The 25,481-nt window shown below is 71.0% G+C and carries 22 protein-coding genes and 1 riboswitch; of the genes, 2 read left to right on the top strand and 20 right to left on the bottom strand.

The window, feature by feature from the left end; all coding sequences use genetic code 11:
* From DR046_RS06620 to DR046_RS06630, 3 genes are all read right to left on the bottom strand, one after another.
* Complete coding sequence (locus DR046_RS06620; protein ID WP_245190829.1) at positions 1-456, bottom strand: GNAT family N-acetyltransferase; 456 nt, start codon at positions 454-456, stop codon at positions 1-3.
* Complete coding sequence (cobW, locus tag DR046_RS06625; RefSeq protein ID WP_115381189.1) at positions 453-1,508, bottom strand: cobalamin biosynthesis protein CobW; 1,056 nt, start codon at positions 1,506-1,508, stop codon at positions 453-455. Before cobW ends, DR046_RS06620 begins: the two co-directional genes overlap by 4 nt.
* Before the next feature lie 154 nt (positions 1,509-1,662).
* On the bottom strand, positions 1,663-2,301 hold the full coding sequence (locus tag DR046_RS06630) for a HupE/UreJ family protein (protein ID WP_115381191.1): 639 nt from the start codon (positions 2,299-2,301) through the stop codon (positions 1,663-1,665).
* A 93-nt stretch (positions 2,302-2,394) separates the two neighbouring features.
* A riboswitch (cobalamin riboswitch) is annotated at positions 2,395-2,609 on the bottom strand.
* Between the two features lie 181 nt (positions 2,610-2,790).
* Between DR046_RS06630 and smc the strand changes: the two genes are divergently transcribed.
* Together smc and DR046_RS06640 are read left to right on the top strand one after the other, a co-directional pair.
* Positions 2,791-6,234 (top strand): chromosome segregation protein SMC, encoded by a 3,444-nt coding sequence (smc, locus tag DR046_RS06635; RefSeq protein ID WP_115381364.1) that lies wholly within the window; start codon positions 2,791-2,793, stop codon positions 6,232-6,234.
* A gap of 40 nt (positions 6,235-6,274) precedes the next feature.
* The gene (locus tag DR046_RS06640; RefSeq protein ID WP_115381193.1) at positions 6,275-7,054 is read left to right on the top strand and encodes a transglutaminase-like domain-containing protein; all 780 of its coding nucleotides are present in this window, start codon (positions 6,275-6,277) and stop codon (positions 7,052-7,054) included.
* 6 nt (positions 7,055-7,060) lie between these two features.
* On the opposite strand, the gene DR046_RS06645 is transcribed toward DR046_RS06640, so the two are convergent.
* The 17 genes from DR046_RS06645 to fnrL all read right to left on the bottom strand — a co-directional run bounded on the left by DR046_RS06645 (position 7,061) and on the right by fnrL (position 25,433).
* On the bottom strand, positions 7,061-8,227 hold the full coding sequence (locus DR046_RS06645) for a lytic murein transglycosylase (RefSeq protein WP_115381195.1): 1,167 nt from the start codon (positions 8,225-8,227) through the stop codon (positions 7,061-7,063).
* Positions 8,228-8,572: 345 nt separating this feature from the next.
* Complete coding sequence (locus DR046_RS06650; protein WP_245190831.1) at positions 8,573-10,051, bottom strand: mannitol dehydrogenase family protein; 1,479 nt, start codon at positions 10,049-10,051, stop codon at positions 8,573-8,575.
* 11 nt (positions 10,052-10,062) lie between these two features.
* Positions 10,063-10,833 carry an L-iditol 2-dehydrogenase gene (locus DR046_RS06655; protein WP_115381198.1) on the bottom strand — a complete coding sequence of 257 codons (771 nt, stop codon included), beginning with the start codon at positions 10,831-10,833 and terminating at the stop codon, positions 10,063-10,065.
* Positions 10,830-11,837 (bottom strand): ABC transporter ATP-binding protein, encoded by a 1,008-nt coding sequence (locus tag DR046_RS06660; protein ID WP_115381200.1) that lies wholly within the window; start codon positions 11,835-11,837, stop codon positions 10,830-10,832. Before DR046_RS06660 ends, DR046_RS06655 begins: the two co-directional genes overlap by 4 nt.
* Before the next feature lie 36 nt (positions 11,838-11,873).
* Positions 11,874-12,704 (bottom strand): carbohydrate ABC transporter permease, encoded by an 831-nt coding sequence (locus DR046_RS06665; protein ID WP_115381202.1) that lies wholly within the window; start codon positions 12,702-12,704, stop codon positions 11,874-11,876.
* 3 nt (positions 12,705-12,707) lie between these two features.
* On the bottom strand, positions 12,708-13,574 hold the full coding sequence (locus DR046_RS06670) for a carbohydrate ABC transporter permease (protein ID WP_115381204.1): 867 nt from the start codon (positions 13,572-13,574) through the stop codon (positions 12,708-12,710).
* A 206-nt stretch (positions 13,575-13,780) separates the two neighbouring features.
* A complete protein-coding gene (locus DR046_RS06675; RefSeq protein WP_115381206.1) occupies positions 13,781-15,103 on the bottom strand; it encodes an ABC transporter substrate-binding protein in 1,323 nt (440 codons plus the stop codon).
* Positions 15,104-15,184: 81 nt separating this feature from the next.
* A complete protein-coding gene (locus DR046_RS06680; RefSeq protein ID WP_115381208.1) occupies positions 15,185-16,216 on the bottom strand; it encodes a LacI family DNA-binding transcriptional regulator in 1,032 nt (343 codons plus the stop codon).
* Positions 16,217-16,269: 53 nt separating this feature from the next.
* The gene (gene ccoS / locus DR046_RS06685; RefSeq protein WP_115381210.1) at positions 16,270-16,452 is read right to left on the bottom strand and encodes a cbb3-type cytochrome oxidase assembly protein CcoS; all 183 of its coding nucleotides are present in this window, start codon (positions 16,450-16,452) and stop codon (positions 16,270-16,272) included.
* On the bottom strand, positions 16,449-18,554 hold the full coding sequence (locus tag DR046_RS06690) for a heavy metal translocating P-type ATPase (protein WP_115381212.1): 2,106 nt from the start codon (positions 18,552-18,554) through the stop codon (positions 16,449-16,451). Before DR046_RS06690 ends, ccoS begins: the two co-directional genes overlap by 4 nt.
* On the bottom strand, positions 18,551-19,027 hold the full coding sequence (locus DR046_RS06695) for a FixH family protein (protein WP_115381214.1): 477 nt from the start codon (positions 19,025-19,027) through the stop codon (positions 18,551-18,553). Before DR046_RS06695 ends, DR046_RS06690 begins: the two co-directional genes overlap by 4 nt.
* On the bottom strand, positions 18,999-20,741 hold the full coding sequence (locus tag DR046_RS06700; protein WP_115381216.1) for a 4Fe-4S dicluster domain-containing protein: 1,743 nt from the start codon (positions 20,739-20,741) through the stop codon (positions 18,999-19,001). The genes DR046_RS06695 and DR046_RS06700 overlap by 29 nt, the downstream gene beginning before the upstream one ends.
* 111 nt (positions 20,742-20,852) lie before the next feature.
* Complete coding sequence (gene ccoP, locus DR046_RS06705) at positions 20,853-21,854, bottom strand: cytochrome-c oxidase, cbb3-type subunit III (protein WP_115381218.1); 1,002 nt, start codon at positions 21,852-21,854, stop codon at positions 20,853-20,855.
* 93 nt (positions 21,855-21,947) lie between these two features.
* Positions 21,948-22,124: a cbb3-type cytochrome c oxidase subunit 3 gene (locus DR046_RS06710; protein WP_115381221.1), complete on the bottom strand. Its 177-nt coding sequence runs from the start codon at positions 22,122-22,124 to the stop codon at positions 21,948-21,950.
* A gap of 10 nt (positions 22,125-22,134) precedes the next feature.
* Entirely contained in the window at positions 22,135-22,992 is an 858-nt protein-coding gene (gene ccoO / locus DR046_RS06715) for a cytochrome-c oxidase, cbb3-type subunit II (protein WP_115381223.1), read from the bottom strand.
* A gap of 6 nt (positions 22,993-22,998) precedes the next feature.
* Complete coding sequence (gene ccoN, locus DR046_RS06720; RefSeq protein WP_115381225.1) at positions 22,999-24,612, bottom strand: cytochrome-c oxidase, cbb3-type subunit I; 1,614 nt, start codon at positions 24,610-24,612, stop codon at positions 22,999-23,001.
* Between the two features lie 83 nt (positions 24,613-24,695).
* The gene (fnrL, locus tag DR046_RS06725) at positions 24,696-25,433 is read right to left on the bottom strand and encodes a transcriptional regulator FnrL (RefSeq protein ID WP_115381366.1); all 738 of its coding nucleotides are present in this window, start codon (positions 25,431-25,433) and stop codon (positions 24,696-24,698) included.
* Positions 25,434-25,481: the final 48 nt, after the last annotated feature.

The raw sequence follows: 25,481 nt of genomic DNA on the forward strand, positions 1-25,481 counted from the left end.
TCAGGCGTCAGACGGACGCTCGAAGAACAGCGAGTAAGGCCCGGCCTCGTAGGCGCCGAACGGGCCGCAGGGCAGGAATCCGTGCCGCGCATAGAGCCGATGCGCCGCGTCCAGCCCGCGCCCCGTCTCCAGCCGCAGGAGGGGCCGCCCCTCGGCCCGCGCCTCCGCGACGAGCGCGCGCAGGATCGCGTCGCCCACGCCCCGGCCGCGGGCCTCTGGCGCGGTGAACATCGACTTCACCTCGGCATAGCCGTCGCGCAGCCCGATGGCGCCCACGCCGAGCAGCGCTTCGTCCTCGCGCGCGGCGAGGAAGCGGATGTCGGGCGCGGCCAGTGCCGAGACCTCGAGGTAATGGTTCGCCTCCGCCGGGAAGAGCGAGCGCATCAGCGCATGCGACTGTCCCAGCAGCGCGGCGCAGTCTGCCGCGCGCGGATCGGCGGGGCCGACCTCGATCACGCCAGCGCGGCCGCGATGGCTGCACGGTCCAGCCCGGCCTGCCCGATCACCACCAGCCGCGCGCCGCGCGGATCGTCGCCCAGCGGGCGGTCGAAATAGTGGTCCACGCGCGGCCCCACGGCCTGCACCGTCAGGCGCATCGGCTTGCCTGCGACCGAAGCGAAGCCCTTCAGCCGCAGGATGTCGTGGTCCCGGATCACGCCCGACAGCTTGCCCGCGAAGGCGGCGGGGTCGGCGACCTCTCCGGTCTCGACCACGAAGCTCTCGAAGGCGTCGTGACCGTGGTCGTGATGGTGGTCGTCCTCGTGGTGGTCGTCCTCATCGTCGTGGTGATGGTGATGATGATGCACCTCGTGGCGCGCCGCGATGTCGTCCTCGGCGCCCTGCGCGCGGCCCAGCAGCACCTCGACCGGCAGCGCGCCATGGGAGGCGGGAACGACCTGGACGCCGGGACGCGCCTCGCCGCGCAGCCGGGCGACGAGCGCGGCGGCGTCCTCCATCAGGTCGGTCTTGTTGACGACGATCATGTCGGCGCAGGCGACCTGATCGGCATAGAGCTCCGACAGGGGCGTCTCGTGGTCGAGCCCGTCATCGGCGGCGCGCTGGCGGTCGACCGCCTCGGTATCGGCGGCGAAGGTGCCCGCCGCGACGGCGGGACCGTCGAGCACCGTGACGACCCCGTCCACCGTCACCCGCGTCTTCAGCCCCGGCCAGGCGAAGGCGCGCAGGAGCGGCTGGGGCAGGGCCAGGCCGGAGGTCTCGATCACGATGTGGTCGGGCGGTGTGGCGCGGGCCAGCAGCGCCTCCATCGTGGGGACGAAATCGTCGGCCACGGTGCAGCAGATGCAGCCGTTCGACAGCTCGACCACGTCGTCGTCCGAGCAGTTCTCGATGCCGCAGCCCTTCAGGATGCCGCCATCGACGCCGAGATCGCCGAACTCGTTGACGATCAGCGCGATGCGGCGGCCCTGGGCATTTTGCAGCAGGTGGCGGATCAGGGTCGTCTTCCCGGCGCCGAGGAAGCCGGTGACGATGGTGGCGGGGATCTTCATGGCTCTCTCCGAAACGGACGGGGCGGCGCCCGGAGCGGGCGTCGGGATCTGGGCATTCGGAGACCCGTCACGAAAGGCATGCACGCCTCCCGTCACGGGTCCGCGAATACCCACGGCGCGCCGGGTCCTCCGCACGCGCCATGGGAGGGGAAGGTCAGCCCGCGAGCGCGGCGACCAGCGGGCCCTCGATCATCTCGAGCGCGAGGAACAGACCCACGCCCGCGACGGCGGCGCCGGCGAGGCGCGCGTTCACCGAGGAGGCGGCGGGGGCCAGCTTCAGCGCGGCGAAGCCGGCGGCCAGCGCGAGGGCGTACTGGATCGCGGCGAGGCCCAGCACATAGCCGGTGAAGACCGCGCCGCCGACGCCGCCTTCCTGCCCCGCGACCGCGCCGCCGAAGGCCGCGCCGTGGAACAGGCCGAAGGCCGCGAAGAGGATCAGCGCCGGGGTCAGCGTTAGCGCCCGGCCCGACAGGACGACCCCGCCGATCGCCAGCAGGGACAGCACGATCATCGCCTCGGCGGCGGGCAGGGCGAGGCCCAGCGTCGTGAGAACCACGCCCGCCAGCATCGCCGCGACATAGGCCAGCGGCGCCCGGACGGCATGGCCGGTGAAGGCGGCGGCGACGCCCATGGCGGCGACGAAGAACAGGTGGTCGAAGCCCAGGACCGGGTGGCCGATGCCGGACATCAGCCCGTGGGCGAAGGTCTCCATCGGCAGGCCCTGCAGCGGGTGGTGGGCAAGCGCGGGCGTGGCGAAGGTCACAGCCAGGGTGGCGGCGAGCGTGCGGTTCATTCGAATCCCCTCCGGATCCAGTGGAGGGGTCGGCCGGGGGGCATCGCAGCATCACCCGGTCACGGAACACCCCGTCCGTTACGTGGCCCGCCCCATTCGGGACGGTGCAAGGCTGGTCTCCTGGCTCGCGGGTCGACGGTCGGGGCGGCCTTCCCGGGTTTCCCCAGTGGCATGTCGCCCGTCCCTCTCCGCTCACAGTCGCGGGGGCGGCTGCGGCTTCGGGCCCCGGCTTGGGTCGCCCGCTCCGCATTCCCATTCGATCCCCTGCGCGTGTGGCGCGTCGGGGAACCTTGCGCCTTCCGGTATGCGCGGGGCGACGGGGCGGGGCAAGCGCGAAGGCGGCATCGCCGGTGCGATGGGCGACGTCGGAGGGGGTTCGCTGCCCCCGGGATGTTTGTGGTGTGAGGAAGGAGGGGGCGCAGGAGCCGCCTTGCCGAAACCTGGAGCCTCCGCGCTTGACCTCGCCCCCTCATGGGCGAATGTCGCGCCATGCGCTTCTCCCGCCTGCGCCTCAACGGCTTCAAGAGCTTCGTGGACCCGACCGATCTGGTGATCGCGGACGGGCTGACCGGCGTCGTGGGTCCGAACGGCTGCGGCAAGTCCAACCTGCTGGAGGCGCTGCGCTGGGTCATGGGCGAGAACCGCCCGACCGCGATGCGCGGCGGGGGCATGGAGGACGTCATCTTCGCCGGCGCCGCCTCGCGTCCGGCGCGCAACTTCGCCGAGGTCACGCTGGCGCTCGACAATTCGGAGCGGAGGGCGCCGGCGGGGTTCAACGACGCGGACGCGCTGGACGTGGTGCGGCGAATCACGCGCGAGGCGGGCTCGGCCTACAAGCTCAACGGCAAGGACGTCCGCGCGCGCGACGTGCAGATGCTGTTCGCCGACGCCTCGACCGGGGCGCATTCGCCCGCGCTGGTCCGGCAGGGGCAGATCAGCGAGCTCATCAACGCCAAGCCGCAGCGCCGCCGCCGCGTGCTGGAGGAGGCGGCGGGGATCTCCGGCCTCTACCAGCGGCGCCACGAGGCGGAACTGAAGCTGAACGCGACCGAGGGCAACCTGACCCGCGTCGACGACGTGGTCGAACAACTCGCCGCGCAGCTTGCCACGCTGGCCCGGCAGGCGCGGCAGGCGGCGCGCTACCGCGAGATCGGCACGGCGCTGCGCCGGGCCGAGGGGATGCTGCTCTGGCGCCGCTGGCGCGAGGCCGAGGACGGACGCGGCGACGCCGACACCGCCCTGCGGGCCGCGGCAACCGCTGCGGCGGGCGCCGAGCGCGCCGCGCGCGCCGCCGAGCAGGCGCGCATCGCCGCCGAGGAGGCCGTGCCGCCCCTGCGCGAGGAGGAGGCTGTCGCCCTCGCCATCCTGCAACGGCTTGAGGTCTCGCGCGATACCCTGGCCGAGCGCGAGAGCACCGCCCGCGCCACCGTCGAACGTCTGACGGCCGCGATCGCCCGGCTCGCCCGCGATGCGGATCGGGAGGCCGGGCTGAACGCCGATGCGCGCGCGAATCTCGACCGGCTCCGCGCAGAGGCGGCAGAACTGGCAGAGGCCGGGACCGATCAGGACGAGGCCGTCGCCGGGGCGCGCCGCGAGGCGGAGGAGGCCGCGCGCGTGCTGATCGACCGCGAGGCGGAGCTTTCGGTCCTGACCGAGGACCTGGCCCGGCTCTCGGCGCGGCACCAGTCGGTCACGCGGCTGACAGACGAGGCGAAGGCCCGGCTGGCGAAGGCCGGGGACGCGGTCGCCGCGGCGAGGCGGCAGGGAGAGGGCGCGCGCGCCGCTCTGGCCGAGGCCGAGGCGGCGCAGGCCGCCGCCCGCGCCGACCTGACCCGCGCTCAGGACGCCGCCGAGGCGGCGGATGCGGCGCTGGCCGAGGCCGAGACGGCGCGCGAGGCCGCGCAGGACCGCGAGGCCGCCGCAAGGCAGGAGCGGGCCGAGGCCGAGGGCGCGGCGGGCACGATCGGCGCCGAGGTCTCCGCCCTGTCGAAGCTGCTGGCGCGGGATGCGGGGGACGGGGCGCCGCTGCTCGACCGGCTCATGGTCGCGCCGGGCTACGAGGCGGCACTGGGCGCGGCCTTCGGCGAGGATCTGCGGCTCGGCGAGGAGGAGGGCGAGGCGGGCTGGACGACGCTTGCCGCCTATCCCGAGGGGCCGGACTGGCCCGAGGGGGTCGCCCCGCTGGCCGACCACGTGACCGCGCCCGAGGTGCTGGCGCGGGGGCTGTCGCATGTCGGCGTGGTCGCCGATGGGGCGGCGTTGCAGGCGGGGCTCGCGCCGGGACAGGTCCTCGTCTCCCGCGACGGCGACCTGTGGCGCTGGGACGGGTTCCGCGCCTCGGCCGAGGCGGCGCCCTCGGCGGCGGCGCTGCGGCTGCGGCAGGTGAACCGGCTCGCCTCGTTGCGCCAGGACCTGGAGGAGGCCGAGCAGCGGGCCCGCGGCACGCGCGCGGCCCATGACGCGCTGGGCGCCGCCCTGACAGGGGCGAAACAGGCCGAGACCGCCGCCCGCGAGGCGCGCCGTGCGGCGGAGCGCGCCCAGACCGAGGCCGCGCGCCGCGTCACCCAGGCCGAGGGCGCGCAGGGGCTGGCCGCCTCGCGGCTGGAGGCGGCGCAGCTCGCCGTCGCGCGGCACGAGGCCGAGATGCTGGAGGCGCGGGCCGCCCAAAGCGAGGCCGAGGCGGCGCGGCGAGAGTTGGCGCCGCTCGACGGCGCCCGCGCCGCGCTCGACACGATCCGCACCACTGTCGAGGCGGCGCGCATGGCGATGATGGCGCGCCGCGCCCAGGCCGACGAGCTGGTCCGCGACGCCGCCGCCCGCGACAAGCGCGCCGCCGCCGTGGCGAAGGAGCTTGCGGGCTGGACGAAGCGGCTGGAGGGCGCGGATGCGCATATGGCCGAGATCGCCGCCCGCCGCGACGCCGCCGACCGGGACCTGACGGCCGCGGCCCCGGTCCCGGCGGAACTGGCGCAGAAGCGCGCAGATCTCGCCCGCGAGATCGAGACCGCCGAGGCCCGCCGCCGCAAGGCCGGCGATGCGCTGGCCGAGGGGGAGGGCGCGCAGCGCGCCGCCACTGCCGCCGCCCGCGACGCAGACCGCGCCGCCGGCGAGGCCCGAGAGGCCCGCGCCCGCGCCGAAGCCCGGCTGGAGGCCGCGCGCGAGGCCGTCGACCAGGCCGAGGCGCGGATCATGGAGGCGCTGGAGACGACGCCCGCCGCGCTGCTGACGGCGCTCGACGCCGATCCCGCCACGATCCCGGCGACCGACCCGCTGGAGACAGAGATCGCCGCCCTGCGTCGCCAGCGCGACGCGCTGGGCGCCGTCAACCTGCGCGCCGAAGAGGATGCGAGGGAAATCCGGACCGAACACGACGCGCTGATCGCCGAGAAGGCCGACCTGGAGGCCGCCGTGGCGGAACTGCGCGCCGGGATCGCCTCGCTCAACCGCGAGGGGCGGCAGCGGCTGCTCGATGCCTTCGGGACGGTGAACGAGAATTTCGCGATGCTCTTCAAGCACCTCTTCCAGGGCGGCGAGGCCCGGCTCGAACTGGTCGAGAGCGACGACCCGCTGGAGGCCGGGCTGGAGATCCTGTGCCAGCCGCCGGGCAAGAAGCTTTCCACCCTCAGCCTGCTGTCCGGGGGCGAGCAGACGTTGACGGCGCTCGCCCTGATCTTCGCGGTCTTCCTTGCCAATCCCGCGCCGATCTGCGTTCTGGACGAGGTCGATGCCCCGCTCGACGATGCCAATGTGACGCGCTTCTGCGACATGCTCGACGAGATGACCGAGCGGACCGAGACGCGCTTCCTCGTCATCACGCACCATGCGGTGACGATGGCGCGGATGGACCGGCTGTTCGGCGTGACGATGGTCGAGCAGGGCGTGTCGCAGCTCGTCTCGGTCGATCTGGGCCGGGCCGAGGCGCTCGTCGCGTGAGGCGGCATGGAACCGGACCGGCTGCGAGGCGTCTATCCCGATGGATCTGAAGATCGAAACCAAGCTCTCCTACCAGCTTGCCGCCCCCGCCGACCTGCTGCTGCAGGTCGAGGTCGCGCGCATGGCAGGGCAGGAGGTGCGCCATGACGCGCTCTACACCACGCCGGTCGAGGACTTCCGCCGCATCCCGGCGGATGCCGCGCTGGGCACCCGTGCCTGGATGCGCGCCGAGGGCCTGCTGGAGCTGACCTACGAGGCGGACGTCACGATCACCCGGCCCGATCCGGATCTCGGCTCGCTGATCGGCGCGGCGCCCCGGACGCTCACCGGCGAGGCGACGCCCTTCCTGATGCCCTCGCGCTATTGCCCCTCGGACGAGTTCCAGGCCTTCGTCGCCGCCGAGTTCGAGGGGCTGGGCGGCGGCCCGCTGATCGCGGCGCTGCGCGACTGGATCGAGGAGAAGTTCTCCTACGTCTCGGGCTCCAGCGGCCCCGACACCTCGGCGCGCGACACCTTCGTGCAGCGCCAGGGCGTCTGCCGCGACTATGCCCATGTCATGATCGCTCTGGCTCGCGCGGGCGGCGTGCCCGCCCGGATGGCGAGCGTCTACGCCCCCCATGTCGATCCGCCCGATTTCCACGCCGTGGCCGAGGTCTGGCTGTCCGACGCCTGGCACCTGGTGGATGCGACCGGCATGGCGAAGCCGTCCGAGACGGCGGTAATGGGCGTCGGCCGCGACGCGGCGGACGTGTCCTTCCTTACGGTCTTCGGCTCGGCCGAGCTTTACTTCCAGAAAGTGTCCTGCCTGATCGAGAGCTGAGCGCGCCTACAGCGCGCCCAGCAGCTCCCGGGTCGGCCAGGCGTCGGCGGGCAGGCCAAGGCGGCGCTGCTCGGCCTGCACGGCGCGACGGGTCTGGCGGCCGAGGATGCCGTCCACCGCACCCACGTCATGGCCCTGCGCGATCAGCCTGCGCTGAAGTTCCTCCATCTCCGCGCCCGACAGCTGCGGCGCGGGATCGCCCGCGTCGAAGACCGGGGCGCCCGACAGTCGCGTGGCGAAATAGGCGGCGGTGGTGACGTAGACGAAGGACTGGTTCCACTCGAACAGCACCTCGTAGTTCGGGAAGGCCAGGAAGGCGGGGCCGCCGCGGCCCTGGGGCAGGATCAGCGAGGCCTCCATCCCGTCGGTCATCCCGAAGCTCGGCCCGCGCGGAGCGACGCCATCGGCCACCCAGTCCGCGACCGGGCGCTTGGTGTCGAGCCCCGAGAGCGACCAGTCGAGCGACGCCGGCACGTCGACCTCGACCAGCCACGGCTCCCCGGCGCGCCAGCCGAAATCCTGCAGGGTGCGCGCGCCGGACATGAGCGCATCCGGCACCGAGGTCTTCAGCGTCACCCGTCCGTCGCCGTCGCCATCCACGCCACGCTCCAGGATGTCGAGCGGCAGCATCTGGACCTGCCCGATCTCCCCGGCCCAGGCGCCGGTCGTGTCGAGATCGAACTGGCCCCGCGCATGAAGCTCCATCGCGGCCAGGACCTGCGGGCGGAACAGCTCCGGCCGGCGGCAGTCATGGGCCAGCGTGACGAGGCTGTCGCGCGTGTTGAAGTCGCCCTGCACCGCGCCGTAATCCGTCTCCAGCGCCCAGAAGGCCAGCAACACGCCGCGCGGCACGCCGTAGCGCGCCTCGACCTGATCGAAGATTTCGTCCCAACGGTCGGCGTTCTCCGCCCCGCGCCGCATCCGGTCAGCGGAGATCACGCGGCGGGCGAACTCCACGAACTCCAGCCGGAACACGCCCTGATTGTTGTCGGCGCGCAGCGTGCGGTCGTCGAGCCGCGCCCCCTGCAGGAAGGCGCGGGCGGCGGCGGGGTCGATGCCCCGCGCCTCCGCCTCGGCCTGAAGCCCGTCGAGGAAGGCGGGGAACGGACCCCCGCAGGTCTGCGCGGCGGCGGGGGTGGCGGCGAGGGCGAAGAGAAGCGGCAGGGCGCGCATGGGGAACCTCCGGATGGCGTCGGGCCGTCAGGTGGCCGCTCGGGCGCGGGGACGCAAGGGGGACTGCTTGCTGCAAATTCCAAGGGGAAAGCCGATGCACCCCGCGCGAAACAGCATCCGCCGGAGGCGGATGCCGCGCATCGCGTCGCCAGCGGGCTAGTACCGGTGGCGCCACGCTGGCGACCGCACCCACGGCACGGCGATTTGGTGAGGTTCGGCGCCTAGCTCGAAGATCTTCCTGATACGGCGGGCATAAATCGCGCTGCTCAAAGGTCGGATCGCCGCGCCGCGGCCCATCGATGCGCGCCCCTGTCGATGCAGACCCTGACTCATCCATTGGGCGACTCAGCCGCCAAGAAACCTCCGGATCGCCCCGCGCACGCCCCTCTCCTCGATCGCGCGAAGCTGCGCGGCGAAAGCCTCGGCAAAGCGCGCCTCGCTGCCAAGCGCGCCATAGACGTCCCCTTGCGCCAGCCAGGCCGCCGGGGCGTCGCGCGCGGCCGCCGCCGCCTGGGCGCGAACAGCCCAATGCGGGTCGTTTGCCGCGATCTCGCTGCCGTCCTCCCGCAGACCGGCGCACATCCGGCACCACAGCGCCTCGGTCAGCGCCAGCCCGTCCAGCGGCGCATCCGCCGCCAGCGCGTCCCGCACGCTGGGCAGCACGAAGCCCGGATGGCGCGAGGACCCGTCGAAGGCGACACGCCGCACCGTGTCGTGGATCATCGGGTTGGCGAAGCGGGCCGAGATCGTCTCGATATAGGCGTCGGGCTCGGTGCCCGGCACGGCGGCGACATGCGGCGCGACCTCGCGGGTCAGCACCGCATCGAGCAGGCCCGAAACCTCCGGGTCGGCCATGCAGTCCGCGATGGTCCGAAGCCCCAGCAACTCCCCGGCATTGGCCAGCACCTGATGGCCCGCGTTCAGAAGCCGCAGCTTCATCTCCTCGTAGGGCACCACGTCGGCGACGAAGGTCGCGCCCGCCCGGTCCCAGTCGGGACGGCCGGCGGCGAAATGGTCCTCGATCACCCATTGGCGGAACCGCTCATGCGTCACCGGCGCCGCGTCGGCGATGCCCTCCGCCTCGGCCATGGCGACCTCATGCGGGCCGGTGGCGGGGACGATGCAGTCGACCATGCTGTCGGGGAAGGCCGCGTGCTCGGCGATCCAGGCGGCCAGCCCGGGGTCCTGACGTTCCGCCAGCCCCAGCACGGTCGCGCGCAGCACCCGGCCGTTGCCCTGAAGGTTGTCGCAGGACAGGCCGGTGAAGGCGCCATGCCCCGCCGCGCGGCGCGCCCGCAGCGCGGCGACGATGGCGCCGAAGGCCGTGCGGGGCGCGTCCGGGTGGGCCACGTCATGGGCGATATCGGCGTGGTCCGCGTCGAACCCGCCCGCCGCGTCGCGGTAGTAGCCGCCCTCGGTCACCGTCAGCGAGACGATGCGGATGCGCGGGTGCGTCATGGCCGCGATCAGGGGCCCATGCCCCTCGGCCACCTCGACATAGTCGATCATCGCGCCCGTCACCTCGACCTGGCCCGCGGCGGGGTCGAGCTGGATCAGCGTGGTCAGGCAGTCCTGCGCCAGCAGCCGGGCGCGCATCTCGGCATCGTAGGGCCGAACCCCGGCCCCGAGGATCGCCCAGTCGCGCGCGCCGCCCGCCTGCATCAGGCGGTGGGTGTACCAGGCCATGTGGGCGCGGTGGAAGTTGCCGACGCCGATATGGACGATGCCGGGGGTCAGCTCCTCCGCCGTGTAGGCGGGGCGCAGCACGCCCTTCGGGAGGCGGTCGACCTCGGTTCGGCGCAGGGGGGTGGCGGTCGCATCCATCGCTGTCTCCGTCAGCTCATCCATTGGCCGCCATCGACGTTGTAGCACTGGGCGACGATGTATTCGGCCTCGGCCGAGGCGAGGAAGACGGCCATGCCGGTCAGGTCCTCGGCCCGTCCCATCCGGCCGTAAGGCACGCCGGCGGCGACCTGCTTCTTCTTCTCGCCCGGCGCAAGCCCTTCGAGCCGGGCGAACTGCGCATCGACCCCGTCCCAATGGGCGCCGTCGACTACGCCGGGGGCGATGGCGTTCACGTTGATCCCGTGGGAGATCAGGTTCAGCCCGGCCGACTGCGTCAGCGAGATCACGGCGGCCTTCGTCGCGCAGTAGACGGCGACGAAGGGCTCGCCCCGGCGCCCCGCCTGGCTGGCCATGTTGATGATCCGCCCGCCGCGCCCGCGCGCGATCATGCCCCGCGCGACCGCCTGCATCGTGAACAGCGTGCCCGCGACGTTGACGGCGAAGACGCGGTCGTAATCGGCGCGGGTGATGTCGACGATCGGGTCGGCGGTGAAGAGCGCCGCGTTGTTGATCAGGATGTCGACGCCTCCCAGGGCGTCGTCCGCCTCGGCCACGCCCGCCTCGATGCTCGCCTGGTCGGTCACATCCATCGCGATGGGCGTGGCCCCGATCTCGGCGGCGGTGGCGGCGACCGCCCCGGCGTCGATATCGGCGATGCAGACCCGCGCGCCCTCGGCCAGGTAGGCCTCGGCGAAGGCCCGGCCGATGCCGCGCGCCGCACCGGTGATCAGCGCGCCCTTTCCGTCCAGCCGCCCGCTCATGCGATCCGCAGCCCCTTGGCGTCGAAGCGGTGGATGCGGTCGGGATGCGGCGTCAGCCCAACCCGGTCGCCGTGGCGCAGCGGAACTTCCCCGTCGGCGCGCACCGTGATCGTCTCGGCCAGCCCCGTGCCATGCACGTGCAGGAACGTGTCCGAGCCCAGATGCTCCGAGATGCCGACGGTGCCGGACCAGGGCGAGGCGTCCGGGTCGCCCGCCTCGATATGCTCGGGCCGCACGCCGATGGTCGTCGCGTCGTGTTTCTTCGCCTCGGGCCCGGTCAGCAGGTTCATCGTGGGCGAGCCGATGAAGCCCGCCACGAACAGGTTCCGCGGTTCGCGATAGAGCTCCAGCGGAGAGCCGACCTGCTCGATCACGCCCGCCCGCAGCACGACGATCTTGTCGGCCATCGTCATCGCCTCGACCTGGTCGTGGGTGACGTAGATCATGGTGGTGGCGAGCGACTGGTGCAGCTCTCCGATCTCCATCCGCATCCCGTGGCGCAGCGCGGCGTCGAGGTTCGACAGCGGCTCGTCGAAGAGGAAGGCCGCCGGTTCCCGCACGATCGCGCGGCCGATGGCGACGCGCTGGCGCTGGCCGCCCGACAGCTGGCCGGGCCGCCGATCCAGATAGTCGGTGAGGTTCAGCACCGTCGCCGCCCGCTCCACGCGCTTCTTCTGCTCGGCCTCGTCCATCCCCGCCATCCGCAGCGGGAAGGCGATGTTCTTCCTCACCGACATGTGCGGGTAAAGCGCGTAGGACTGGAACACCATGGCGAGGCCGCGCTGCGCGGGCGGCACGTCGGTCACGTCGCGGCCGTCGATCTCGATATGGCCCGACGATACGTCCTCCAGCCCCGCGATCAGGCGCAGCAGGGTCGACTTGCCGCAGCCCGAGGGGCCGACGAAGACGACGAACTCGCCCTCCTCGATCCGCAGGTCCAGCGGCGGGATCACTTGGGTCTCGCCGAAGGATTTGGTGATCTGGTTCAGCGTGATCTGGCCCATCTCAGGCGCCTCCGATGTGAATGTTCGGGATCCGGCTCATTTGACCGCCCCGAAGGTCAGGCCGCGGACGAGCTGCTTCTGCGAGAACCAGCCGAGGATCAGGATCGGCGCGATGGCCATGGTCGACGCGGCCGAAAGCTTGGCGAAGAACAGGCCCTCGGGCGAGGAATAGCTGGCGATGAAGGCGGTCAGGGGGGCGGCGCTCACTGCCGTCAGGTTCAGCGTCCAGAACGCCTCGTTCCAGGCGAGGATGAAGTTCAGCAGGACCGTCGAGGCGATGCCCGGGATCGCCATGGGCGTCAGCACGTAGAGGATCTCGGAGCGCAGGGACGCCCCGTCCATCCGCGCGGCCTCCAGGATCTCGCCGGGGATCTCGCGGAAATAGGTGTACAGCATCCAGACGATGATCGGCAGGTTGATCAGCATCAGGATCACGACCAGCGCGATCTTCGAATCGAGCACGCCCAGCCTGATGCAGATCAGGTAGATCGGGTAGAGCACGCCGACCGCGGGCAGCATCTTGGTCGACAGCATCCAGAGCAGGATGTCCTTCGTCCGCCGCGTCGGCTGGAACGCCATCGCCCAGGCGGCCGGCACCGCGATCAGCACGCCGAGCAGCGTCGAGCCGCCCGCGATGACGATCGAGTTCCACAGGAACCGGGCGTAGTTCGACCGCTCCTGCACGACCTCGTAGTTCTCCAGCGTCCAGTCGAAGAAGACCAGCGAGGGCGGCGAGGCGATGGCCTCGGACTCGGTCTTGAACGAGGTCAGGATCGTCCAGAGGATCGGGAAGAAGATCAGCAGCCCGATGACCCAGGCGACGGCGGACCAGCCGAGGCGGGCGCGGGATGAGACGGCACGGGCCATGGGTCAGGCGTCCAGGTTCTTGCCGACGATCCGCATCAGGAAGATCGCGACGATGTTGGCGAGGATGACGGCGATGATGCCGCCGGCGGAGCCGAGCCCGACATTCTGGCTCTCCAGCACGCGCTGATAGACGAGGTAGGTCAGGGTGCGCGTCCCGAAGGAACCCTGGGTGGTCACGAAGATCTCGGCGAAGATCGACAGCAGGAAGATCGTCTGGATCAGGATCACGATGGTGATCGCCCGCGACAGGTGCGGCAGGATGATGAACCAGAAGCGCTTGAGCGGCGGCGCGCCGTCCATCTCGGCCGCCTCCAGCTGCTCGCCGTCCAGCGACTGGATCGCCGTCAGCAGGATCAGGGTGGCGAAGGGCAGCCATTGCCACGACACGATCAGGATGATCGACAGGGTCGGCGTCTGCACCAGCCAGTCATGCGGCGCGGCTCCGAAGAAGCGCCAGACATGGCTCAGGATGCCGTTCACCGGGTCCATCATCATGTTCTTCCAGACCAGCGCCGAAACGGTGGGCATGACGAAGAAGGGCGCGATCACGAGGATGCGGACGACGCCCTGCCCGTAGATCGGCTTGTCGAGCAGCAGCGCCAGCAGGATGCCGAAGCAGACCGTGATGACGAGGATGCCGCCGACCATGGTCAGCGTAGTCGTGACCGCGTCCCAGAACGAGGACGAGGTGACGAAGCGCTCGTAGTTCTCGAAGCCGATCCAGGGCTCGAACGCGCCGCGCAGCGGGCGGTAGTCCGCGAAGGAGAAATAGAGCGTCATCACCAGCGGGACGAGCATCCATCCCAGCAGCAGCGTGACGGCGGGCGCCATCATCAGGCGCGCGGCGGATGCGGAGGCTTTGGTCGCCATGGCTCGGGACACCCTTCCTGCGGGACCGTAAGGGGCACGCGCGACTTTACGCGCGTAAAGGAAGCGGGATCGGAAAGGGGCGCGCCAGCCGGTCCGGGTCAGACCGACGTCAGACCGATATCAGACCGGGATCGGACACGCCTCATGACCTGATCAGGGGGAGGGGCCGCCGCCAGGCGGCCCCTCGGCGGGGATGCGGCCGGGGCTCAGCGGTAGCCCGCGGCCTCCATCTCCTCGTTCACCAGCTCCTGCGCGCGGGCCAGCGCCTGCTCGGGCGTCTGCTGCCCGGCCAGCATGTTCGAGAACTCCTGCCCCGCGGCCGTCCCGATGCCCTGCCATTCGGGGATCGCGACATACTGGATGCCGACATAGGGCACCTCGTCCACGGTCGGATTCTCCGGGTCGGCCGTCTGGATCGACTCGAGCGTCATCTCGGCGAAGGGCACGGCCTGATAGGCCGGGTTCTCGTAGAGCGAAGTCCGCGAGCCCGGCGGGACGTTGGCCCAGCCCTCCTTCTCGGCGACGAGTTCGAGATAGTCCTTGGAGGTCGCCCAGGCGATGAACTCCTTAGCCGCGTCGGTCGCGTCCGAACCCGACGGCACGGCGAGCGCCCAGGCCCAGAGCCAGTTGGCGTTCTTGCCCTTGCCGGTATTGGGCGCGAGCGCGAAGCCGACCGAGTCGGCGACCTCGGAATCCTCCGGGTTGGTGACGAAGGAGGCCGCCACCGTGGCGTCGATCCACATCCCGCACTTGCCCTGCTGGAACAGCGCCAGGTTCTCGTTGAAGCCGTTGGTGGCCGCGCCCGGAGGGCCGGCATCGGCCATCAGGTCGTTGTAGAAGGTGACGGCCTCCAGCCATTCGGGGCTGTCGAGCTGCGCGTTCCAGTCCTCGTCGAACCAGCGCGCGCCGAAGCTGTTGGCGACGGTCGTGATGAAGGCCATGTTCTCGCCCCAGCCGGCCTTGCCGCGCAGGCAGATGCCGTACTGCTCGGCCTCCTTGTCGGTCAGCGTGCGGGCGAACTCCCCGATCTGCTCCCAGGTGGGCTGCTTCGGCATCTCCAGCCCCGCCTCCTCGAAGAGGTCGGTGCGGTACATGACCATGGACGATTCGCCGTAGAACGGCGCGGCATAGAGCGTGCCCTCATGGGACAGACCGGCCCGCATCGCGGGCAGGATGTCGTCGGCGTCGTACTCCTCGCCCAGGTCGTCGAGCGGCTCCAGCCAGCCCTGCTCGGCCCAGATCGGGGTCTCGTACATGCCGATGGTCATGACGTCGAACTGCCCGCCCGAGGTGGCGATGTCCTGGGTGACGCGCTGGCGCAGCACGTTTTCTTCCAGCGTGACCCATTCGAGGGCGATGTCGGGATGCTTCGCGGTGAAGTCGTCGGTCAGCCCCTGCATGCGGATCATGTCGCCGTTGTTCACCGTGGCGATGGTGACGGTGGTCACATGGCTGTCGGCGAAGGCAGAGGTTCCCGCGGCGCAGACGGCCATCGCCGTTGCCGCGCGCAATGTTGTCTTCAGGCGCATCGTTTCCTCCCTGATGCTATATGAAGCAATCATGGGATACAGGGGGCAGTTACGTCAAGAAAAAAGTAACGCGCGTAAAGTTTAGGCCGAGGCGCGCAGGACCAGCCGTGCCGGGATCAGGGTCTCCGTCCGCTCGGGCGGCGGACCCTCGCATTCGATCAATGAAAGCAGTGTCTCCACGCTGCGGCTGCCGACCGCCTCGTAATTGTGGGCCGCGGTGGTGAGGGCCGGGCAGGTGAACTGCGCCACCGGATGGTCGTCCATCGAGGCCACCCGCAACGCGCAGCCGTCGCCGCGCCCGACCCGCAGCCCCGCCGCATAGGCCGCGGCGAGAAAGCCGATGGCGAGGCGGTCGTTGCTGCAGAGCACGGTGTCCGAAGGCAGCGCGCGATCCCGAATCGCCGCGGCGGCACCGTCCCGACCGATTCGCTCGAAGTCCCAGCTGCTGCCTTCGATCCGCACGAAGGTTGGCGTCAGGCCGCGCCGCTCCATCGCGGCGATGTAGGCGCGATGGCGCTTGCCGGCATTCGGGTTGGGCGGCTCGCACATCTCGAAGAAGCAGGGCGGCGTGCCGGTCCTGCACAGATGGTCGACCGTCGCCTCGACGAAGCTCACGTTGTCGGAGCCGATGAAGGCGGCGCCGATCCCGTCGATATTGCTGTCGAACAGCACCGTCGGCACCTCGGCGGCGAAGGCGGCGAGGCCCGCCACGTCCGAACTGCGCCCGAGCGGCGCCATCAGCGTGCCGGCGGGCTTGAGCGACAGCAGCGTCTGGAGGTTCTCCAGCTCCTGCGCGGGCTCGCCGTTGGAGCTCAGCAGGATCGGGCGGAACCCGGCGGCGACGCAGAGCCGCTCGATCGTGCGCGAGATCTCCGAGAAGAAGGGGTCGGTCAGCAGCGGGACGACGACGCCGATATTCCGCGTCAGCCGCCGGTTCTGGTTCATCGCGTAGATGTTCGGGCGGTAGTCCAGCTCCTCCAGCGCCGCCTCGATCCGGGCCCGCGTCGTGTCGCGGACGCTGGTCGGGTCCTGGAAGTATTTCGACACGGTCGGGCGAGAGATCCCGCTCCGGGCGGCAAACTCCTCCATCGTGCGGACACGGCGCGATTTCATCGGTTTTTCTCCGGGATTTACGCGCGCAAAGTAGGGGGCAGGAGGCGGCCCTGTCAAACACCGCCCTTCGGCGCGTCCCCCTCTTCGCCGTCCGGCGGCGGCTTGTCCAGAAGGACGCGGGCGGCGTCGCCCTCGAGGTCTTCGTACTGCCCGTGGCGCAGCGTCCAGATGCAGGCGGCGAGGCCCAGCGCTCCCAGCGCGACCGAGACCGGGATCAGGATGATAAGGACGTTCATCGACGCACCGCGTTCAGGACGACGCTGACCGAGGAGGTCGACATCGCGATCGCCGCCGCCAGCGGCCCGGCCAGCCCGGCCAGCGCGACCGGGATGGCGACAAGGTTGTATGCCGCCGCAATGGCGAGGTTCTGCCGGATGCGGCGTGCAGCGCAGCGTGCCGTCGCCAGCGTCTCGGGCAGGGCGCGCAGGTCGGGGGCCAGCAGCACCCCGTCGGCCGCGACGCGCGCGGCGTCGAGCGCCGTCGCGGGTGCCAGGGAGGCATGGGCGGTGGCGAGCGCGGCGGCGTCGTTGATGCCGTCGCCAACCATCAGCACGCGCGCGCCTTGGCGCGACAGCTCCGCCACCAGCGCGGCCTTCTGCTCGGGCGCGACGCCGGCATGGACCTCTTCCAGCCCGAGCCGGGCGGCGAGAGCGGCGGCGCGACGAGCATGGTCGCCGGTCACGAGGTGGATGACATGACCCTGCGCCGTGAGTGCCGCGACGGCCTCGACGGCGCCGGGGCGCAGCTCCTCGCGCATGTCGAGCGGAAGGGTCCGGTCCGGCAGCCGCAGCTCGGTGCCCTGCGGTCCACGGCCGAGGAAGACGGGCGCCCCGTCCCAGAGGCCGTGCATCCCTTCGCTAGGCACCTCGCGCAGGGCGGTCAGCGGCGCGGGCGCGTGGCCTGCCAGCGCGGCGGCGGCGGCGCGCGAGACCGGATGGTCCGAGCCCCGCGCCAGCGCCAGCGCGACGCTCGCGGCGGCCGGGTCGAGATCGGGCGTGGTCAGCCGCCCGCTCGTCAGCGTGCCGGTCTTGTCGAGCAGGATCGTGTCGACCTCCGCCAGCCGTTCCAGCGCGGTAGCCGATTTCAGCAGGACGCCCGCGCGGAACAGCCGCCCGGTCATGCTGGCCGTCACGGCGGGCACGGCGAGGCCCAGCGCGCAGGGGCAGGTGATGATGAGGACGGCGGTCGCCACGGCGATCGCCGTACCGACGCTGCCCGTCGCGGCCCACCAGGCGAGGAACGCCACCGCCGACAACCCGTGGACCAGCGGGGCGTAGAGCCGTGCGGCCCAGTCGGCCCAGCCCTGGTAGCGGTGGCGGCCGGTCTCGGCGATCTCGACCAGCGCGGCGAGGCGGCGCAGCGTGCTGTCCTCGGCCCGCGCGGTGGCGCGCAGGATCAACGGCGCGTCGAGCACTGCCTCGCCCGCGCAGACCAGGTCGCCGGGTGCAATCCGGGCCGGGTCCGCCTCGCCGGTCAGGGCCGAGCGGTCGAGCCGCGCGGGCCCCTCGGCGATGCCGTCGACCGGCGCGCGGGCGCCTGCGGCCAGCGCGATGCGGTCGCCCGGCATCAGCTCGGCCACGGCGACGCGGACCGGCCGGTCGTCGTCCAGCCGGGTGGCGCGCGGCAGCTCCAGCGCGGTCAGCTCGGCTGCGGCGGAGCGGGCGGTCGCCCGCGCCCGTTGGTCGAGATAGCGTCCGGCGAGCAGGAAGAAGGTCAGCGACAGCGCCGCATCGAACCAGGTGTCGGCGCCGGCGTCGCGGATCGTCTCGATCAGCGAACTCGCCCCCGCCAGCGCGATGGCGAGCGCGATCGGCACGTCCATGTTGAGCCGCCTGGCGCGCAGCGCGCTCCAGGCCGAGGTGAAGAAGGGCACCGCGGCAAAGGCCAGCGCGGGCAGGGCGATGGCGGCGGCGGCCCAGTGGAACAGGGCGCGCGTCGCGTCGTCCGCGCCGGACCAGACCGCGACCGACAGGGCCATCACGTTCATCATCGCGAAGCCCGCGACGGCGATGCGCGCCAGGATCATCCGCGCGGCCGGGTCGCCCGGCTCCAGCGCGGCCTCGTCGAGTTCGCGGGCGTCGTAGCCCGCCGCCTCCAGCGCGGAGAGGGCCGGAGCCAGTTCCGCGCCCGGCGCCAGCACGACCCTCGCGCGGCGGCGGCCGAGGTTGACGCGGGCGGCGCGGACCGAGGGCAGCGCGCCCAGCACCTGCTCCACCCCCGCGATGCAGGCCGCGCAATGGATGCCGGGCAGAGACAGGTGGACGACCTCGCCCGCCGCCTCGGCGGCAAGGCGCGGAGCGTCGGGGGCCACGACGCAGGCAGGGCAGGCAGCGGTCATTTCGCGATCCGGATCGGGATGCGGCGGCGGAAGGGAGTTCCGTCGGCGGCGGCCATCTCCAGCCGCAGGTTCCAGTTGCCGGGGCCAGCGGCGACCGGCGCGGTCCAGCCCGTTCCGTCCCAGGCGAAGTCCGGCGACATGTCGTCGGCCACGGTCGTCGCCCGCCCGAAGGTGGCCGTGACGATCTCGGCGCGGACCGGACCGGCGGCGTCGGTGACCGACAGGTGCAGCCGGTCTTCCGAGAGCACCGTCTCGACCGTCCAGCCCAGCGCGTCCTGCGCCGCCCGCTCCGCCTCGAAGGCCTGGCTGACGACGTAGACGTTCTTGGTCTCGACGCCGGGGAAGGTGTGGACCGCGTTGTAGGCCAGCGCCAGGTTCACCGCGATGATGACCCCGAAGCCGCTGCAGAACATCGCGGCGACCCTGGCGCCGGTGAGCGGGCGCTCAGCCCGCGCTTCCGAAGCGTTCGTCATTGCTTTCCACTCCGTTGAAGATGGTGTCCTCGAAGGCGCGCTCGCCAGAGACGAGGTCCTCGACCCAGAAGCGCAGGTCGCTGCGCGCTTCGCCGGCGGCGGCGTCCTGAGGCCGGGCGGTCACGTAGGCGCGCTGCAGCCGGGTCTCGTTGGCGGGCACGTCGACGGTCAGGTCGTCCTCGCCCTCCAACTCGATGCGCAGGACGCCGTCGCCGGTCAGGCCGATATGGAACGGCCGTTCCTCGCCATGCTTGTTGCGCAGCCGGATATCGTAGGCGTTGCGGATCGAGCCGTCCGACAGCGTCACGAAGGTCGGGTTGCGGACCGGAGCGACGGTCAGGTCGATCTCGGGCCGGACGAAGAGCGCGACGAGGAGGCCGACGCCGATCCCCGCCCAGGCGAGCGTGTAGAGGATCGTGCGCAGCCGGAAGATGTGCTTCCAGACCGGCTGCGGTTTCCAGTCGCCGACGCCTTGCGTGATGAAGGGCCGGTCCGCCGTCAGGGCTGCGGGCGCGGGGCTGCCGTCGACGTCGGTGGCGCGGCGGCCGGGCTCCAGCCCCTCGCGGGCCGCGGCGGTCTGCGCCGGCACGGCGGTCTCGGGCGCGTCGCCCCCCTCGGTGGCCAGCGGGCGGACCGGCGCATGCTCGCCCGGCAGGACCGGCGGGCGGTCGTCGAGCGCGAGATAGTCGATCAGCCCGCGCGGGCGGCCGATCCGGGACATGACGTCGTCGCAGGCGTCGATGCAGAGCGCGCAGGTGATGCACTCCATCTGCTGGCCCTCGCGGATGTCGATGCCCATCGGGCAGACCGCGACGCAGGCGTTGCAGTCGATGCAGTCGCCCAGCACGGTCCCGTCGCGGGCGACGCGCCCGCCGGCATGGTCCTTGTCCCCGTCAGGCGTGGCTGCGGCGCCGTAGCGCGGGGTCGCGTCGCCACCGCCGACGGCTTCGGCCGCGGCCTCCTGCCTCCGCTTGATGCCGCCCTTGCCGCGCGGCTCTCCGCGCCAGTCGCGATAGCCGACGGTCAGGGTGCCGGGGTCCATCATCGCGCCCTGGATGCGCGGCCAGGGGCACATGTAGATGCAGACCTGCTCGCGCATGAAGCCGCCCAGCACGAAGGTCGTCGCGGTCAGGATGCCGATGGTCGCATAGGCCACGACGGGCGCGTTCAGCGTGACGAGGTCGCGCAGAAGCGTCGGCGCGTCGGCGAAGTAGAACACCCAGGCGCCGCCGGTCGCGACCGCGATCAGCAGCCACGCCGCCCATTTCGTCAGCCGGAGCCGCGCCTTGTGGCCGTCCCACGGGGCGTTGTGCAGGCGGATGCGGGCGTTGCGGTCGCCCTCGATCCAGCGCTCGACGGCATAGAACAGGTCGGACCAGACCGTCTGCGGGCAGGCATAGCCGCACCAGACCCGGCCGAGCGCCGAAGTGAAGAGGAAGAGGCCGAGGCCCGCCATGATCAGCAGGCCCGCGACGAAGTAGAACTCGTGCGGCCAGATCTCGACCCAGAAGAAGTAGAAGCGCCGCCCCGCCAGATCGACCAGCACCGCCTGGTCGGGCAGGTTCGGGCCGCGGTCCCAGCGGATCCAGGGCGTCAGGTAGTAGATGCCGAGCGTGATCACCAGGATCGCCCATTTGAGCGACCGGAAGCGCCCGCGCACCCGGCGCGGGAAGATCGGCTCGCGCGCGGCGAAGAGGGGCGGGGCGTCTGACATGGGATGGGTGTCGCAATCGGCAGGGAAGGAGGCATTGATGTGGGTCAACCGGCCCGGCACCTGGGCGCCGGACCGGGCGTGACCTCGCGTCGCAGGCGACGCGCGCCGCGGTCAGTCCACGGGACGGACCGCAGGCTCCCCGGCCTCGGTGGGGGTCTCTTCGGCGCCGGCAGGGAAGCTGGCCGGCGGGACGTCGGCGGCTTCCTCGCTTTCGGCGGCGTCCAAGGGCTCGGCGACCTGGCGTTCGCCACCGCCCAGCCCGTGGACATAGGCCGCGACGGCGCGGACCTCGGCCTCGCCCAGGCGCTCGCCCCAGGGGGGCATCACGCCGTGACGGGGCACAGCGATCTGCGCCTCGATCGCCTCCTGCGTGCCGCCGCGCAGCCAGATCGCGTCGGCGAGGTTCGGCGCGCCGAGATTGCGGTCGCCCAGCCCGTTGTCGCCGTGGCAGGCGGCGCAGTTGTCGAGGAAAAGCTCCGCGCCCATGGCGGCGACTGCCTCGTCATGTTCCAACCCAGACAGGCCGCGGACATGGGCGGTGACAGCCGAGATCTCCTCCTCGGTCAGGATGCCGTCGAAGGCGGGCATTTCGGACCAGCGGGCGTCGAGGTCGTCCTCGTTCCGGATGCCGTGGCGGACGGTGTAGACGATGTCCTCGATCGTGCCGCCCCAGAGCCAGTCGTCGTCGAGCAGGTTCGGATAGCCCGAGGCCTGCACCCCCGCCGCGCCCGCTCCGTGGCATTGCGAGCAGTTGTTGCGGAAGACCGACGCGCCCGCCGAGACGGCGAAACGGTGCAGCGCCTCGTTCTCTTCCAGAACGCGCAGGTCCACGGTCATCAGGCTCTCGGTCAGCTCCGCGTTCGACAGCGCCACGCGCTCCGTCTCGGCGGCGACGTCGCCGCGGGTGGACCAGCCGAGGATGCCCGCCGTGGCGCCATTGACCAGCGGCCAGGCCGGGAACAGGATCACGTAGATCACCCCCCAGACCACGGTCGCGTAGAAGGTCCAGAGCCACCAGCGCGGCAGCGGCGTGTTCAACTCCTCGATCCCGTCCCAGTCATGGCCGGTGGTCTCGGTGCCGGTTTCGGGGTCGATCCGGGGTTTGTCAGCCATGTCGGCTCTCCTGGGGAAGGGGTCGTTCGGCCGTGCGGCGGCAGGGACAGTCGTCGCAGCCCTTGCCGCAGGGCGCAGGAGCGGGGCGGTCGGTCATCGCCTCGTCTCAGCGGGGCCGTCGTCGTGACGGAAGGGTGCCTGCGCCGCGTCGTCGTGGATCTTGCGGGAGCCGGGGCGGAAGGCCCAGGCCCAGACCCCGACGAAGAACAGCGTCAGGACCAGCAGGACCCAGCTGTCGGCGAGGTAGCGAAGGAACGAATAGGTCTCCATCGTCCCCTCCTCAGCGGCTCGCGTCGGGGGTGAAGGTCGAGAAGTCGACCAGCGTCCCGAGCATCTGGATATAGGCGATCAGCGCGTCCATCTCGGTCAGCGCCGGCAGCCCGTCGAAGTTGCGCACCTGCGCGCCGGGATAGCGTTCCAGCAGGGCGTCGAAATCGCCGAACGGGTCGACCTGGACGCGGATGTCGGCGCTGGCGGCCTGGACCATCTCGGCGCTGTAGGGCACGCCGACCATCGCATGGGTCGCGACCAGATCTCCGATATGCTCGATCTCGAGCCGGGTATCGGCGAGGAAGGCATATTTCGGCATGACGCTTTCGGGGACCACGCTCTGCGGGTCCATGAAGTGGTCGACATGCCATTCGTCCGAATAGCGCCCGCCGACCCGTGCGAGGTCCGGTCCCGTCCGCTTGGAGCCCCACTGGAACGGGTGGTCGTACATCGACTCCGCGGCCAGCGAGTAGTGCCCGTAGCGCTCCACCTCGTCGCGCATCGGGCGGATCATCTGGCTGTGGCAGACATAGCAGCCCTCGCGGACGTAGATTTCACGGCCCGCCAGCTCCAGCGGGGAGTAGGGGCGCATGCCCTCGACCTCCTCGATGGTGTTCTCCAACCAGAAGAGCGGGGCGATCTCGACGATGCCGCCGACCGCGACGACCAGGAAGCTGCCCGCCAGCAGCAGGGTCGCATTGCGCTCCAGCCGCTGGTGGAAGGTGATCGTCTTGGTCTCGGGCGCGAGCTCGTTCGGGACCTCGCCCTGCCTGATGCCTTCGGTGCCGGTGACGACCTTCGGGTCGGCCTCGGGGGCGTAGTCGGGGGACTGGGGATCCGGGGATCCCTTCTTGTCGTTGTCGGTCATGTCCGATCACTCCGCGGGGGTTGCGACGGCCTGCGCGCGGGGCGCGCGGATCGTCATCCACATGTTCCAGACCATCACCAGCCCGCCCGCCACGTAGAGGACGCCGCCCAGGGCGCGGACCACGTACATCGGGAACTTGGCGTCGACGGTGTCGGCGAAGCTGTTGACGAGGAAGCCGTTCGCATCGACCTCGCGCCACATCAGCCCCTCCATGATCCCCGAGACCCACATCGAGGCCGCGTAGAGGACGATCCCCACGGTCGCGAGCCAGAAGTGGAGGTTGATCGCCGGCATCGAGTACATCTGCACCCGGCCCCAGAGCTTCGGCGTCAGGAAGTAGAGCGCGCCGAAGGTGATCAGCCCGTTCCAGCCCAGCGCGCCGCTATGGACGTGGCCGATGGTCCAGTCGGTGTAGTGGCTCAGCGAGTTGACCGCGCGGATCGACATCATCGGGCCCTCGAAGGTCGACATGCCGTAGAAGGCCAGCGAGGCGACGAACATCCGGATGATCGGATCGGTGCGGATCTTGTCCCAGGCGCCTTGCAGCGTCATCAGGCCGTTGATCATGCCGCCCCAGCTGGGCATCCACAGGATCACCGAGAACACCATGCCCAGCGTCGCGGCCCAGTCGGGCAGGGCGGTGTAGTGCAGGTGGTGCGGACCCGCCCAGATATACAGGAAGATCAGCGCCCAGAAGTGGATGATCGACAGCTTGTAGGAATAGACCGGCCGCCCGGCCTGCTTGGGGATGAAGTAGTACATCATCCCGAGGAAGCCCGCGGTCAGGAAGAAGCCCACGGCGTTATGGCCGTACCACCACTGGACCATGGCGTCCTGCACGCCCGAGAAGACGACGACGGATTTGGAACCCCAGATCGAGACCGGGATGGCGAGGTTGTTGACCACGTGCAGCATCGCAACGGTGACGATGAAGGCCAGGTAGAACCAGTTGGCGACGTAGATATGCCGCTCCTTCCGCCGCAGGATCGTGCCTATGAAGAGGGCGAGATAGGCGACCCAGACCACGGTCAGCCAGAGGTCGATATACCATTCGGGCTCGGCGTATTCCTTCGACTGGGTGGCGCCCAGCAGGTAGCCGGTCGCGGCCAGCACGATGAAGAGGTTGTAGCCCCAGAAGACGAACCATCCGAGGTTGCCGCCCCAGAGCCGCGCGCCGCAGGTGCGCTGCACGACGTAGAAGCTGGTCGCGATCAGGGCGTTGCCGCCGAAGGCGAAGATCACCGCCGAGGTGTGGAGCGGGCGCAGCCGGCCGAAATTGGTGAAGGGCTGACCCCAGTCGAAGTTGAGCTCCGGAAAGGCGAGCTGGAAGGCGATGAAGGTGCCCGCCAGGAAGCCAACGACGCCCCAGAAGGCGGTGGCGATGACGCCGGCGCGGATGGGGCCGTCCATGTAGCCCGTCGGCACCTCGCGCACCGATTCCAGCGGGGCGGTGCCGGGGGCGGGCATCGTGCGCAGCTGCCACAGGAAGGCCCCGCCCGCGAGGACCAAGATCAGGATGGCGTGGACCATGTAGGCGGCATCGTGCGCCTTGTCGGCGGCGATGGCCGCGACCAGCGCGACCAGCGCGAAGACCACGAGCTTCAATACGTCGGTGTTCATGTGCATCCGCTCCGTTCGAACGGATCGCACATCTCACTGGCGCCCTAGGGCCGCCTTGATTTGGGTCAAGTCAGAAGATCACGTCAGGGTAGCAGCGCCTCGGCGACCTCGTCCCCGCTTTCGGCGGCGAGCAGGTGCAGATCGGCGCAGATGACGGTGCGCAGACCATCCAGCTCGATCACGCCGGCCTTGCGCAGAAGGGTCAGCTGGCGGCTGACGGTCTCGATGGTGAGGCCGAGGAAGGTCGCGATCTCCTCCCGGCTCAGCGGCAGGTCCGTGCGGTACGGGCCGACTCCTGTGGCAGTTCGACGCAGCAGCGCCAGCAGGAAGGTCGACACCTTCTCACGCGCAGTCTTGCGGCCGAGCAGAAGCATCCATTCCCGCGTCGCATCGAGCTCGTCGAGCGACATCTCCAGCAGGCGCGAGGCCACGCGCGGCGACTCGCGCAGCAGCGTCTCGAACGGCCCCCGGCGGAACAGGCACAGGGTCACGTCGGTCGTCGCCTCGATCGCGTATTCGGAGCGCGTGCGCCCCGGCCGTCCGATGAAGTCGGACGGCAGCAGCAGGCCGACGATCTGGCGGCGACCGTCCTCCAGCGAGCGGCTGAGCGTCGCGCAGCCCGACACGATGGAAGCGGCGAATTCGAGCGGCGCGCCCTCGTGGACGAGGGTCTCGCCCGCCTTCCAGGACTTGTAGCTCTTCATCTTGTCCAGCTTCACCAGCTCCGTGTCGTTGCAGTCGGCGCAGACGGCCCGCGCCCGGATGGGGCAGTCGGTGCACCCGTTGACGGTCAGGGAAGGGCTGATGGGCTGGAGCTTCATGACGACCACATTGTCACTTCCTTGATCTGGGTCAAGGCGGCTCCGGAT

It is taken from the genome of Jannaschia formosa (assembly GCF_003340555.1).
Lineage (GTDB): Bacteria > Pseudomonadota > Alphaproteobacteria > Rhodobacterales > Rhodobacteraceae > Jannaschia > Jannaschia formosa.

Coding starts and splice junctions, on each gene's coding strand:
- cobW (WP_115381189.1), bottom strand. CDS start 1,508: ATGAAGATCCCCGCCACCATCGTCACCGGCTTCCTCGGCGCCGGGAAG.
- DR046_RS06630 (WP_115381191.1), bottom strand. CDS start 2,301: ATGAACCGCACGCTCGCCGCCACCCTGGCTGTGACCTTCGCCACGCCC.
- smc (WP_115381364.1), top strand. CDS start 2,791: ATGCGCTTCTCCCGCCTGCGCCTCAACGGCTTCAAGAGCTTCGTGGAC.
- DR046_RS06640 (WP_115381193.1), top strand. CDS start 6,275: ATGGATCTGAAGATCGAAACCAAGCTCTCCTACCAGCTTGCCGCCCCC.
- DR046_RS06645 (WP_115381195.1), bottom strand. CDS start 8,227: ATGCGCGCCCTGCCGCTTCTCTTCGCCCTCGCCGCCACCCCCGCCGCC.
- DR046_RS06650 (WP_245190831.1), bottom strand. CDS start 10,051: ATGGATGCGACCGCCACCCCCCTGCGCCGAACCGAGGTCGACCGCCTC.
- DR046_RS06655 (WP_115381198.1), bottom strand. CDS start 10,833: ATGAGCGGGCGGCTGGACGGAAAGGGCGCGCTGATCACCGGTGCGGCG.
- DR046_RS06660 (WP_115381200.1), bottom strand. CDS start 11,837: ATGGGCCAGATCACGCTGAACCAGATCACCAAATCCTTCGGCGAGACC.
- DR046_RS06665 (WP_115381202.1), bottom strand. CDS start 12,704: ATGGCCCGTGCCGTCTCATCCCGCGCCCGCCTCGGCTGGTCCGCCGTC.
- DR046_RS06670 (WP_115381204.1), bottom strand. CDS start 13,574: ATGGCGACCAAAGCCTCCGCATCCGCCGCGCGCCTGATGATGGCGCCC.
- DR046_RS06675 (WP_115381206.1), bottom strand. CDS start 15,103: ATGCGCCTGAAGACAACATTGCGCGCGGCAACGGCGATGGCCGTCTGC.
- DR046_RS06680 (WP_115381208.1), bottom strand. CDS start 16,216: ATGAAATCGCGCCGTGTCCGCACGATGGAGGAGTTTGCCGCCCGGAGC.
- ccoS (WP_115381210.1), bottom strand. CDS start 16,452: ATGAACGTCCTTATCATCCTGATCCCGGTCTCGGTCGCGCTGGGAGCG.
- DR046_RS06690 (WP_115381212.1), bottom strand. CDS start 18,554: ATGACCGCTGCCTGCCCTGCCTGCGTCGTGGCCCCCGACGCTCCGCGC.
- DR046_RS06695 (WP_115381214.1), bottom strand. CDS start 19,027: ATGACGAACGCTTCGGAAGCGCGGGCTGAGCGCCCGCTCACCGGCGCC.
- DR046_RS06700 (WP_115381216.1), bottom strand. CDS start 20,741: ATGTCAGACGCCCCGCCCCTCTTCGCCGCGCGCGAGCCGATCTTCCCG.
- ccoP (WP_115381218.1), bottom strand. CDS start 21,854: ATGGCTGACAAACCCCGGATCGACCCCGAAACCGGCACCGAGACCACC.
- DR046_RS06710 (WP_115381221.1), bottom strand. CDS start 22,124: ATGGAGACCTATTCGTTCCTTCGCTACCTCGCCGACAGCTGGGTCCTG.
- ccoO (WP_115381223.1), bottom strand. CDS start 22,992: ATGACCGACAACGACAAGAAGGGATCCCCGGATCCCCAGTCCCCCGAC.
- ccoN (WP_115381225.1), bottom strand. CDS start 24,612: ATGAACACCGACGTATTGAAGCTCGTGGTCTTCGCGCTGGTCGCGCTG.
- fnrL (WP_115381366.1), bottom strand. CDS start 25,433: ATGAAGCTCCAGCCCATCAGCCCTTCCCTGACCGTCAACGGGTGCACC.